The organism is Candidatus Brachybacter algidus, from assembly GCF_016707225.1.
Classification (GTDB): domain Bacteria; phylum Bacteroidota; class Bacteroidia; order Chitinophagales; family Saprospiraceae; genus Parvibacillus; species Parvibacillus algidus.
Window position 1 is genome coordinate 391,269 of sequence record NZ_JADJID010000002.1, and the last position, 12,620, is coordinate 403,888.

A 12,620-nucleotide genomic window follows, 5' to 3' on the forward strand; every position below is an offset into this window, starting at 1 on the left:
ATGTCCCAATGAAATTTATTTTATTTATAATAAAATTCAAGTTGAATATTATAGATTGAACCTTTTTAAATGCTCCTTCTTGAAATTCCATTCCGGAGTAATGAAAGCTTCTTTAACATCGTACCACACAGATGAAGGGTTGGCGGGATTGATGAGGATCTGGATCTCCTGGGCAGGCATATAACTTTGGGCAAGCATCACTTTCTTTTTTCCGGTATTATCAAAAGCCATATTTACTACAATGACAGCATGTCCATAAGGTATTTTCTTTTCAATTAAGACATCACCTATTTTAATATCAGAGGAGGAATTGACGGTCTTCAATTCGTTTGAAAGTGAGGTCGTATTGGCAAATTCAAATACGTGCTCAAGGTATTTCCAAAAAGTCGCATAGCTGTAGTCACCATTTACAAATGTTTCATAATATCGAGGTTTGCCATCTGACAGAAAAGTAAAGTGGATGTCGGCATATTTTTTTTGTGCAAACAAATATTCTGCTCGCAGTCTGATGACAGCATCAGCGCATTGATGTAAATTCTTATTGCCGATAGGTAAATCAACTACACCTAAGTACACACTGTTATTCGCTTTTTGATTACCATTATAATATGTAACAAGAGCATTTTTTTCTTTTAAAGGTAGGTGTTGGAGATAGTAACCAAAGGAGTTTTTTTCTAAAGATACCCTCTTATATCCTAAAGGTGGGGAAAAACGGCCTACAATAGTTTCGTGTAGGTCATTCTCCTTAGCAACATTATTCACATCTTCTTTTTCGAGTGCTAATGGCGATTCGTTGGAAGAACAAGATGCCGCAAATAGTGAAATCAGAAATGAGAAGAGGATCGGGAGCATAAGGGCTAAGTTATATTGGATATATAACGTAATGGTAAGTTGGAAATTGCTTAAATATTCCTTCTAGGTTTATGTTACATTAAAGGACTCCTCCTAGGGATCAGGGTCATTCTCTTCTCTAAAACTTTAATATGTAACTCGTTGATAAATATTTTAGATTAAGTTCTAATTATTTCTTAGATCAACAGAAACATTGCAATAATTGACACCCCGGCTGCCGCCACCCCAATGTCATTAAGTTAAGGTCATAAGTTCATTCAAAATATCTCGGTGCGCTGCACATTGGAGCAAGCTTAATACGAACTCTATAAATATTGTGGTGTGCTGCACCTGGAAGAAAAGCAAAGGTGCAGCGCACAGTGATATTTATAGAAATAAAATTGATAGCCTATCAGGTGCAGCGCACCGAAATATTGTCAGTAATAGATTATTAATTTTAATTGCTTAACTTAATGACATTGGCCGCCACCCCTCAGCCAGAGGGGAAGTTGCGACTTTCTTTCATCTTCTTTTGGAATTGTTGATATTCAACAATTTACACATAACGATTTGATAGAACTGAATGGCCCTACTCAAAAGGTGATATACATTCCATCGGAAAGATCCTCTATCAAAAACTATACTTTTTCTCCAAAATCAATCAAAGCCTTTCCATATAATCATGTATAAATTTTGGAACAGGTAATTTTTTTAAATTACCTAATGTCCTCCAACTTCCGCCTTCTAAGGAAAGTTTGTGATTTAAATTAAATTGAAAGAAGTGAATAAATAAGCGCTGATGAGTAAGAATATGTGGTTTGTTAAGACTGAATTTTGTGAAACTAACCGGTTTGTTGAGCATATCTTCGATTTTAAGTTTTATTATATCATCACTAATAATTGTTTCATGCTCCCACAGATAAAATTCATACATTCCAGAATAGACATCCTTTGTATCTCTTTGAAATACTAAAAATTCATCCTGATGCTGAAATACAAAGTAGTTGAAATGCCTTTCTCTTTTCTTTATTTTTTTTGACTTTACAGGAAGTTCACTCGTCTTACCACTTAAAAAAGCAACACAATCTTGGCTAAATGGACATTCAGCACATTTAGGATTCGATGGAGTGCAAACTGTAGCACCAAAATCCATGATGGCTTGATTATATCTGCCGGCTTGCTGCCGATCCAGCAATTCATCTGCCAACTGTTTGAATAATTTCTGACCAACTGATGTATCGAAAGGTGTGTCTATTCCAAATATCCTTGAAATGATGCGGATCACATTGCCATCGACTACCGCATGTGGCATATTATAAGCAAAGGACGCTATCGCGGCGGCAGTGTATGGACCAACACTACTTAGAGCAAGTATTTCATTGAAAGAACGCGGCATTTCGCCGTCATAATTTGATACCAATTGATGTGCTCCTTTATGTAGATTTCTCGCACGACTGTAGTATCCGAGTCCTTGCCAAAGCTTCAAAACGTCTTCAATCGGTGCATTAGCCAAAGAAAAAACGTCAGGAAATTTATCTATAAATCTTTTATAGTATTCCCAGCCCTGCTCGACGCGAGTCTGTTGTAATATTACTTCAGATATCCATATTTTGTAAGGATTTTTTTCATCTTTCCATGGCATAGGCCTGGCTGCAGGATCATACCAATCAAGGAGTATTTTTTTAAAGATGGATTTAAGTAGAGCTTCAGCCAAAATCAATTAGTTTTCAAATGTATGCGTAAAATACATAGAATTTTTTTACATTTTTATATCGCAAAAAACGGAAATAACCAATAAGCTTGACACCCCGTTTAATGGCACCCTTCTATTATCTAAACCAAATATTTTTTATGTCAAAGTGAAACTTTGGTGACACCCCGACGCAGGTTAACCTATGACGAACCTTCACGATCATAGTTTTAACTTTAAATTATTATCCGTCATTCGCTATGAAACGCTGAGCGTAGGTTAACCTACGTTCTGGTGTCCGCAAAATTTATTTTGCATATTCTCAACTAATAATCGATAAGATCTAATTATTCACACTCAAATAGGTTTTCAAAAAGTATTATTTATAAACATACCCTCGCTCCAAAAGTCAATAAAATCAAACAGGGAACAAAATAAGTACTTTGTTCCCTGCAAACAAGAAATAAATTCTATTAAAAAATCGGTTGTTAGTTAGACCGCCTTACGGTTATCCTTGATACGGATATCAAAGATGTTACTATATCGGTCCTTAATTACTTTTTTCAGTTCTTTACGAGCGAAGAATATTCTACTTTTTATGGTACCCAATGGTAATTCCAATTCGTCAGCTATCTCTTGATATTTGAATCCTTCGTAGTGCAACATGAAAGGAACTCTCAGAGATCCATCAAGACGCTCTATCATTTCGTTCAATTCTTTTATAAACATATTTGTTTCGCCTTGATTGTGCTCAGCGCCACCAGCATTGAGATAATACAGATTATTTGTACTGTCCATGATGGTATTTGCCTTCATCTTCTTGCGATAGTTGTTTATGAAAATATTTTTCATAATCGTGAACAACCATGCTTTAAGGTTGGTATCGGGAGCGAACTTGTCTTTGTTGACCAACGCTCTGTATGTTGTCTCCTGAAACAAATCTTTAGCATCTTCAGAATTCTTTGTCAGATTCAATGCAAAAGAATGTAAGTATTGGGATACATTATCTATTTTCTTGTTAAACTCTATAATTGACATATCTGCTTGTTTTGATGTAAAATTAATCTTTTGTTTAACTCTAACGCTATAAACGTTAAACAAAATCTTTAAATTGATACTATTCGTGTTAATAAAAATTCTTATAATGACATTAATATAATGATTATCAGTCTTTTAAGTCTTCTTTAAGATTTTGTTAAAGTTTCAAAAATAATTGAAAGTCGTATTTAGAATGAATGCAAATAGTGCGCCAAGTTTTTTTTACGCCAATTTGACATACTAGAATTTTATCATTATTAGCATCTTCGAATAAAGAAGTAATATTGCTGTAAAATGATAAGCTTAGGTTTCAAAGAAAACATAACAGCTCATTCTAAAATTTTATCTTTACGTTCTACCATTAACACATACTTCGATGTCAAAAGTGCTCAAAAGTGGACTTTTTTTTATATTATTTATACAAACCTTCTTTTCAGAGGGACAAATCATTCGAAAACTGACTTTAGATAAATCCCAACATCTTAACTACGCACAAACTTTGATAAAAGATTTAAAAGATGGATATTTAATTGTTAGACTTCATTATAACCAAGCACAAATATTGTATTTTACCAAAATAATGGAGGATAAAGCAAGTAGTCCGAAGGAGATCAAAATGGCGCAAGCTGAACTCAAAGTTATCATATCAGCGCGAGATAACTTCAATCAAATCTTAATTGCTTCCATAGATAGTGTTTATAAGTTTTCAAAAGTCCGCTTTATTTACGACAAGGATTACTCAGAAACAAATATTGACCAAAACAATGCTTCTTTTCTGAATGTAAACATGGAAATGGATCCGATTCTAGGTATCGGAAATGCTAAATACTTAGTCTTTGGCTACATGGATTATACAACCTCTTCAGGTCGTTCAAATCAGGATTTTCGCTTATTGACACCTGATTTTACCGAAGTGCCAAAACAAATTCAAATACCAGGCAGTAAAATGTTGTTTAATTTTACTTTTGACTATGGAAAGCCAACTGCCGTTAAATCTGCGCTTATAAAAAAGATAGCTAATTATAATCTCAGACTAAATTATTTTTACTCAAAATTTATCTTGGGAATCAATCCAAAATCCCTTATCTAAAAGTGAACATTAGAATTTAGCTAATTCCTTCTTATTTCTATCAATACGATAGAAGTTTAAAATAAACTTTGATACCCAAAATGGATCTTAGCCGCCGTGAAATCAAATGGAACTGTCTTGTTTTTCCCAAGAGCCACACTTAGTCCGAATACACCTACCTTCGTACCAAAGTTAATCCCCGCTCCTATTCCCAGGTTCCAGTAAAAATTGTCAAGTTGGGTGTCCGTATTATTTATTAGTGCATTATCAGCAAATAAAAATACAGAACTTAATTCGTCCAGCACCATTTTTAATTCAGTTGTTCCGACAAGATATCCTACAGAATAAATTGATTGTTCATTGAACCCTCTCAATGTCTTGTTACCACCAATCCTAAACTTTTCGTTGTTATAAACAAGCTTTGGACCAGAGATCAGCCCGCCATTGGCACGAACCATAAATGCGAGCCTCTTAAACATTGGCAGATAAAATCTAGCATCCAGCTGAGGTTTGAATAGCGTTGATGTCAATGTGACAGTGTCATATAGTGTCTTGTAATTAAATGACTGAGGATCTGCACCACGTATGGAAAGGATCTTGTCGCTTTTTAAGATGTTCCGCTTACCCACACCCATCTTAAGGTCGATGGAAAATCCCTTTCTCGGATTGAGACGGAAGTCAAGCTTCTGAATATTGTAATTCAGACCGAAATAATCTGTTTTGTAATCGAGGTTAGCCGGTAGTTTTTTTGTCAAAATTATAGACTGAGTATCAACTGTGCCGATATCGGACTGATGTCTGTTCCAGAATGCTTCTAACTTACTGTCAAAATCAAAATAATATTGAGTACCAACCTCGAATATTTTTTCCAAGAAGGCCGAATCCGCCCGATATAATTTGAATGCACCCTTCAATCCAATCGGTGTAGAGAGCAAAAACGGATATTCTGCCTCCAATCTGAGCTGTTGATTCATGGCGGATGGTTGAAAGTATTCACCCAGGATCTTTTCTCCCTGGCCAAATTGATTCACTAGTTCGATCGTAGCATTTCCAGTCAAAAGCAATTTATTGCTAACGCCGGGAATATTACTGGTATTTGGCTGGACGCCAATTAACAGGTCAAATCGATTGACATTTTTTTTATTCAAAAACAAGGCCAGATAAGCTTTGTTTTCTGCAAAAACCACCATAGGTGCCCGATATTGTTCTGCAAAAGTTAATTCGCGAACCTTGGAAGAAGCCTTTTTCAAAATACCGGGATCATAGGGGCTTCCTTTTTCCAGACTTATCATTTTTTCAATGTAATAATCTGATATTTTCAGATTTCCCACTACATGAAGACCACCTACAGGGTATATTTTACCCGGGATTACTCTGTACCTAATTGATATAGAGTTCGTATCAGTATTCTCTGTAATTATATTGATAGAAGCGAATGGATAGCCAAGCAGAAGCATCGACTCTAGTAAGTGTTTCTTTGTGATCTGAATGATAGAGTCAGCCTTGTAGGGAGTTAATAATGAAAGTCTGAGCGTATCTGCTTTGATCATTCCATAGAGTTCCTCAACTCTAACCTGGTCGATTTTATATTTAATTCCCTGAAAAAAATAGAGATTTATCCCCATACTATCCAACTTCATCGAATCCAGTGATGCTGAAAAGTATCCCTTTTGGTGAAGTTTATCTATCAATGCTTCGATAGGCGCATATAACTTGAATATATCTTGATCCTTAGTATTAACAAGTTTATCTACAAAAATGGAAATATTGCTAGTATCCACCAATCCGTGAAGCAGAATACGCTGACCCCAGGAGCTCAAGGAAGGCAGTAGTAAAAAGATCAAAATATGTATTAATCGTATTGGCAAGGCAAAGGATTGTTCACAAGGAATAACGAAGATAGAACAAAGAAAATGTCTAAGAGCGGGATAAAATAATTTCTCGAGCGCAAAGTTCTGGAAACTGTTCAGGCGTAGATGCTACACATGTGATATCAAGTGCTGTATAAATCTCAGCTATTTCTTTATTCCAGGTGGCCTTTCCTTCTTGATTCAGAGCTAGAATTACCAGTATCTTTTTGAAGGTATCCGAAGCGATTTTTGTAGTGGCAAGCATGCTGTCCACATCTTCCGTCTCATCGAGATCCGAAATAAGTACAAGTAAAGATCTCTCAGGATTTGGGCAACTTTGGAGGGCGTATTGAAAAGCTTTGCCAATATCTGTGCCACCTCCCATATGAGTAGAAAACAAAACGTCCACAGGGTCAGAAAGCTGACCACTAACGTCGGCGATCTCTGTATCAAAAAGAATCAGATGTGTGTTGAGTGCAGGTATCCTGCTGAATATGCAACCATATATCGCTGCATAAATCAGGGATTCATACATAGATCCTGACTGATCGATTAATATGTAAATAGTATCAATTGATTTTTGCCTCATTTGTCTGCCGATCAACTTTTCGGGGATGACAGAACGGGTGTCGGGCAGGTAGGTGTGAAGGTTTTTATAAATAGTTTTATGCCAATGAATGTGATTATACTTAGGTTTTCGATTCAGTAAAGGAGACCTCAGTGCACGGCCAATGGCAGCTGTAGTATTAAAGGAGAGGGTTTCGATGAGCTTTTTTGCTAATTCGTCGATTATAAGTCTGGCTTTATGTTTTGCCTGGTCAGGCAACAGCCCTTTCATTTTTAGAATGGCGACGGCCAAGTGAATATCCGGAATAATATGCTTGATGAAGGTATCATCTTTCAACAATAGTTCCAGACCGAATTTGGTAACTGCGTCTTTCTGAAGGACGGATGCAACCTGAGGGGGGAAAAACAAGTCAATATCTCTTAACCATTCATTGACTTTCATAGAACGGCCCTGGCCGCTGCCGGAGTCGCCTCCATACACCCAGCCAAGGGCCTTGTCTATAGTATGATCTTCTTCATTCCATTCTACCTCTTCAAACTCATCATCCTTGGCAGGATCAATGCTCAAAATGAGAGACCATTTTTTTAGAAGGTCGTCCTCAGGAAAAGTCAGAATGTCAGATAATTCGATAAAAACTAAGCTCTTTTAGAGAATAAACTAAAAATCCAACAAAGTAAAAATGCTCCGATTACCGCAGTAAAGAAATATCCGGGACCTGTAAACCCAAGTTGTCCGAATATCCACCCACCGAACCATCCGCCAAGAATACCCAGCACGATGTTAATGATAATACCACTGCCGGTACCTTTAAAAAGTAAACTTCCAATAAATCCGGCTATACCGCCAATAATTAATGTCCACAACATAAAGTAATTATTTAATGGTTAAAGAATAGTATACACATGGAATAAGAAGTCGTACATTGCGTTATAACTAGACCTCTCTTGACAAAGATATAAAAGAAGTATATGAAAAGCAAATATGTGACTCAATTAAAAGCACTAACGTTATTAATGATGCTAATGGTTTCATGCAGTACACCTGCAGAAGATTGGAATAACCCGAAGAAAATCTATAATCTCTTGTGCGCATGCCAGAATAAAAACGGTAAAACCATTGATGAACAATTAGTTACAACGCTCAAAGAAAGAGGTATAGATGTGGGATCAACGGACAAAATAAATACTTATATTTCCAACAATACAGAAGCTTTCATGAAGATCGTCGATGATAATTTCATGTCAGATACGGTATATTTAGCTAATTTAGTTACTGCTAAAGATACACTGATCTCTCACGGATCTAATATGGATGTGCAAGGCCAGGTTGGAGCACTTTTCTCAATAAAGGCTAAATATCCGGCTTGCATAGCGGCGCTGCCTTATATTACTCAGTAGAAATCAGAAATCAGTGGTCAGTGGTCAGTGGTTAGTAATCAGTTTGTATGAATGTTATCCTTCTCACCTTCTCACTCTCTCACTTTTCATAGGTAATGAGTAATGGGTAATCGGTAATTAGAAGTTATAGGTCTGAAAGATCGTTTCCCGTCAGCAAATTGCATAAGTTGTTTGAGAAGAAATGAATCATATCATGATGCAAAAAAATCAATAAAATCATCCTAATCAGCTAAATCAGCGGTTCAGACAGATGGGTAATGGGTAATAAAAAGTGGATTCTGGAATGAAAAGTTCTATATAAAAATAGAGTTTAGAAAAATCTCTGCAGTCGGATCAGCTTTTATTTTTCATTCTTCATCTTTCACTATTCATTATAAAAGGGAGGTCGGTGGCGGGTTCGAACCGCCGTAGAAGCTTTTGCAGAGCTTTGCCTAACCACTCGGCCAACCGACCCTATTCGTTAATAGCGGCTGCAAAGATAAAACTAAAATTGAAATAAAGAAGGAAGTAATGGATTTTTTGAACTAAGGGCATTCTTGAGAGTTCAAAATGAATGCGGATAATGTATGACATGAGTAATGATCATGGCTTGAACGCAGATCTTTTAAGACAATTATATTTTTATATGTTTTTTTTGAAACCAGATTTCATAAAAGAAAATGCACTATAAACCTGCTTTATTAGTTTCTTATTACACTTTCACTTTTCCGGGTTACAATATAATAATTTCAATATTCTTTAAATTTTTTTAGCATCATTTAATTATTCAGGATTACATGGTGTTCTTTCATTATTCAATTGATATTTTTTCCATTACATTTGAATAAACAAATAAACAGAAACTTATGTCGGGTGATCGGTTAATCCAAAAGTATATATTTTTCTTCCTCATTCTTGGGATTGCGGTTGTCATAGTCACAAACCTGACTTCATTTATCGCGGCAGGACTTGGCGCAACGATCTTTTATGTGCTGTTTCGGAATCAAATGAGGAAACTATGTGAAAAGCGCAAGATGAATAAAACATTGGCAGCTTTGATAATTATCCTTTTATCCTTCTTTATTTTGGTTCTTCCTTTTACGCTCATGGGAACACTCATAGCCAATAAAATTATTTTTTACATTAGCCAACCGGATCAGATCAATTCTTTGAAAGACATGGTCATGGAAAAGATAAAAATGCTCCCAATTGATATCAAGCTGGATCAAATGATTTCAAAAATCACTGAAAATCTTGGAGGTGTTTTAAGTGGTGTTCTCAACAACGTTTTCGGCGTGCTGACCACGATCGTGGTCATGTATTTTCTGCTGTATTACTTCCTTGTCAATTATGGGAAACTTGAAAGGTCATTGATCAAATACTTACCCATGCGTACAGAAAACCTAAATACGCTTGGTGAAGAATTGAAATCTATGACTTTTGTAAATGCCGTTGGTGTTCCGATTATAGCTGTCGTGCAAGGACTGATTGCTTTTGGCTTGTATAAATATGCAGATGTAGCTGATGCAGGTCTTTGGGCCATCCTCACAGGTGCTGCCTCCATCATTCCTTTGGTGGGGACCGGCCTTATTTGGCTTCCTATCACTATTGTTTTGCTCGCCATGGGAAAATATGTGGATGGACTCGTAGTTGGTATCGGCTGTCTCATCGTTCTAGGTAATATCGACAATTTGATCAGAATGTATATTTCAAAGAAAATGGGAGATGTGCATCCGGTAGTCACTTTTCTTGGGGTATTCATGGGGCTTAATATATTTGGTATACCCGGGTTGGTCTTCGGTCCACTGATTATCTCCTATTTTTTAATCTTTATTAAAATGTTTAAATTAGAATACGGTGCTAATGAACCTGGTGTTATTAAGGACCTGATAGAAAATATTCCGAATGAACCACCCGGAATCTAAAGATTTAAAAGTGTAAAATGCAAGGGCTACAATTTCCCCTGTAGCACATAGGTTTGGGGTTAGGAATAAAGGTTTGCTAATTCAATTAGGCAAATATTCCTCTAAGCATTTGCCAGGTACAAATCATTCAGTTGTTCCGTTAATTTTTTCGCATCGAATCTATCCAGGTGCTTTTTTATATTTTTTGGATCACCTATATGTTTGGATTTGTATGTTAATTCCATCATTTTAACAGATAATTCTTCTGCATTTTCTCCATTAATGTAATGTGCAATATCACCTCCGGCTTCAATTAATGATGATCGACGAGTCGTAATGACCGGCGTTTGAGTCATAATTGATTCAAGAACAGGAAGACCAAACCCTTCCATCAAACTTGGGTAAACAGAAAAATGAGATTTCCTGTAGAGTATATTTAATTCTTCTAGCTTCGGTCCGGTGATTCGGATGATCCAGTCTTTAAGTTTGTGTTTTTCGACCAATTGATCTATAATGGTAGCATAAGTACCTCCTGTCCCCACGATGACCAGGGGCATCCTGTCTTTAGGCTGCATCATTGCCATTGCGACGATTACTATTTCAAGATTTTTTCTGCGGATGATGGAGCCTACATTCAAAATATATTCAGAAGGTAGAGCGTATTTTCTAATTACTTCTTCTGCATCAAAGTCTGATATTTCTCTGGAAAATTCAGGTGAGACTGTTTGATAGATTACTTGAACCTTAGCTTCTGGAACCTTGTAATGTTCCATAATATCTTGCTTCGTAGCATTACTGATGGCAATAATTTTGTCTGAATGCTCGCAAGCGAATCGAAACTTGTTGTCATATATCAATCGGTCAAATAGTGGAAAATCCTCCGGAAAGTATTTATACAGCAGATCGTGGATGGTCACTACTGTTTTCAATCCTGAATTCTTAATACCAATAGGGAGTTCATGACTTAGACCATGATATAATTCTATTCCGTCGTTTTTTAATGCTTTTACTACACCCATGCTTCTCCAGCCAAGCTTGGTTATTCCACTGGGTGAAAATGGTTTATATCCCTTGTTGAAAAATGGAAGAGTGCGCTCATTTTTGACCAACTTAGGAGCGTAGAGATGAATATCATGTTCAGGATGATATTTATGTAAGTTAGCCACAAGTGTTCTGGAATAATTTCCCAACCCTGTGGCATTCTGAAATAATCGCTTAGCGTCAAACCCTATTCTCATGAGACAGTGACCACTTTTTTGGAATATAAGTATAGCTTATACATACTCAGTAAACGTAACGATGGTTTATCTCCGTTCAGATTTTTGAATACTAAAGCATTAATAGCATCAAAAAACCATCGATAAATCCCGGCAAATCCAGATAAGCTCAATTTCGCGGCTGTCCTTATGAGTCTTATTTCTTGTAAAGGTTTTTCGTAATGACCAGACAATTTTAGTTTTTTTAAATTGAATACACTTTGACTGACCTTTTCTAAAAACACTTCATTTGTATCAAGCGAGCCATGAAGTACAGGATTGTCTATCCCTATTACGTCTATTTGATGTTCCTTCAATTCATAACCCATAATAGTATCCTCGTGTCCATATTCCCGGATATTTTCGTCAAAACTGATAAACTTGAAAACATCCTTTTTAATTACAAAATTAGAAGACATAAAATGAAATCTTCCATCCGCCTGTCTGGTTGAATGCAATTTTGCAATAACTTTTGTTCCGTAAGTCCAATGAAGCATTTTATTAGCGTCGTAATTTGCTTTTTGAAAATAAGTGCCACCACAATAAACGGCATCTTCATTTTTTTCAAGGGCATCCAGATAAGTCTTTAGAAAGTCAGGATTTTCGATTATAGAATCTCCATCAAGGAATAGGCAATGGCTTCCTGTGCTGATAGAGGCCATATAATTACGTATGGCTGATCTACCGATATTATTAGATAATTCTTCGTAATGGATCTGGTATTTTTCCTCTAAAAGCCTGTTTTTATTTTTATATACTTCTTCAGAAGCATCGTCCACTGCAATGATATTGACAAATCCGGCGAAAAGGGATGCCTGATTTGCAAGAGTTCTGACCAAAGGTTTGATATCCTGATTGTAGATAGGGATACAGATGGATATAGATGTAATACTCTTTGCCAAAATAATGAATTTTAACTACTTCAAAAATTGGTAGCTGTTTGAAAAGTAAAGTTAGAAATAAGAAATTAGAAATTAGAATGAAACTCCGATGATTGTGTCAAGCAAATGAATTGAAAAAAATTGTTTTAAATGATAA

11 protein-coding genes and 1 tRNA gene are annotated in these 12,620 nt (G+C 36.1%); 3 read left to right on the forward strand and 9 right to left on the reverse strand.

Annotated elements, in window-relative coordinates:
* Positions 1–48: 48 nt before the first annotated feature.
* The 3 genes from IPI15_RS07500 to IPI15_RS07510 form a co-directional block, all read right to left on the reverse strand.
* Positions 49–852 carry a DUF4846 domain-containing protein gene (locus tag IPI15_RS07500; RefSeq protein WP_287400410.1) on the reverse strand — a complete coding sequence of 268 codons (804 nt, stop codon included), beginning with the start codon at positions 850–852 and terminating at the stop codon, positions 49–51.
* A gap of 640 nt (positions 853–1,492) precedes the next feature.
* Positions 1,493–2,545, reverse strand: coding sequence for an A/G-specific adenine glycosylase (mutY, locus tag IPI15_RS07505; RefSeq protein ID WP_287419750.1), 1,053 nt, complete (start codon positions 2,543–2,545; stop codon positions 1,493–1,495).
* A 468-nt stretch (positions 2,546–3,013) separates the two neighbouring features.
* Positions 3,014–3,559 carry an RNA polymerase sigma factor gene (locus tag IPI15_RS07510; RefSeq protein ID WP_287400413.1) on the reverse strand — a complete coding sequence of 182 codons (546 nt, stop codon included), beginning with the start codon at positions 3,557–3,559 and terminating at the stop codon, positions 3,014–3,016.
* Between the two features lie 376 nt (positions 3,560–3,935).
* Between IPI15_RS07510 and IPI15_RS07515 the strand changes: the two genes are divergently transcribed.
* On the forward strand, positions 3,936–4,649 hold the full coding sequence (locus IPI15_RS07515; protein ID WP_287419752.1) for a hypothetical protein: 714 nt from the start codon (positions 3,936–3,938) through the stop codon (positions 4,647–4,649).
* A 56-nt stretch (positions 4,650–4,705) separates the two neighbouring features.
* On the opposite strand, the gene IPI15_RS07520 is transcribed toward IPI15_RS07515, so the two are convergent.
* The 3 genes from IPI15_RS07520 to IPI15_RS07530 form a co-directional block, all read right to left on the reverse strand.
* Positions 4,706–6,472 carry a POTRA domain-containing protein gene (locus tag IPI15_RS07520; RefSeq protein WP_287419753.1) on the reverse strand — a complete coding sequence of 589 codons (1,767 nt, stop codon included), beginning with the start codon at positions 6,470–6,472 and terminating at the stop codon, positions 4,706–4,708.
* A 73-nt stretch (positions 6,473–6,545) separates the two neighbouring features.
* On the reverse strand, positions 6,546–7,613 hold the full coding sequence (locus IPI15_RS07525) for a VWA domain-containing protein (protein ID WP_287400417.1): 1,068 nt from the start codon (positions 7,611–7,613) through the stop codon (positions 6,546–6,548).
* A 68-nt stretch (positions 7,614–7,681) separates the two neighbouring features.
* Positions 7,682–7,912 (reverse strand): GlsB/YeaQ/YmgE family stress response membrane protein, encoded by a 231-nt coding sequence (locus tag IPI15_RS07530; RefSeq protein ID WP_287400418.1) that lies wholly within the window; start codon positions 7,910–7,912, stop codon positions 7,682–7,684.
* 102 nt (positions 7,913–8,014) lie between these two features.
* Between IPI15_RS07530 and IPI15_RS07535 the strand changes: the two genes are divergently transcribed.
* Complete coding sequence (locus IPI15_RS07535) at positions 8,015–8,443, forward strand: hypothetical protein (protein ID WP_287400420.1); 429 nt, start codon at positions 8,015–8,017, stop codon at positions 8,441–8,443.
* A 382-nt stretch (positions 8,444–8,825) separates the two neighbouring features.
* Here the strand turns inward: IPI15_RS07535 and IPI15_RS07540 are convergent.
* Positions 8,826–8,896, reverse strand: a tRNA-Cys gene (locus tag IPI15_RS07540).
* Between the two features lie 392 nt (positions 8,897–9,288).
* Between IPI15_RS07540 and IPI15_RS07545 the strand changes: the two genes are divergently transcribed.
* Positions 9,289–10,347, forward strand: coding sequence for an AI-2E family transporter (locus IPI15_RS07545; protein WP_287400421.1), 1,059 nt, complete (start codon positions 9,289–9,291; stop codon positions 10,345–10,347).
* Positions 10,348–10,448: 101 nt separating this feature from the next.
* Here IPI15_RS07545 and IPI15_RS07550 read toward each other — a convergent pair whose 3' ends face one another.
* Both IPI15_RS07550 and IPI15_RS07555 read right to left on the reverse strand, forming a co-directional pair.
* Positions 10,449–11,564 carry a glycosyltransferase family 4 protein gene (locus tag IPI15_RS07550; protein ID WP_287419755.1) on the reverse strand — a complete coding sequence of 372 codons (1,116 nt, stop codon included), beginning with the start codon at positions 11,562–11,564 and terminating at the stop codon, positions 10,449–10,451.
* Positions 11,561–12,484, reverse strand: coding sequence for a glycosyltransferase family 2 protein (locus tag IPI15_RS07555; protein WP_287400423.1), 924 nt, complete (start codon positions 12,482–12,484; stop codon positions 11,561–11,563). The genes IPI15_RS07550 and IPI15_RS07555 overlap by 4 nt, the downstream gene beginning before the upstream one ends.
* Between the last annotated feature and the right edge of the window lie 136 nt (positions 12,485–12,620).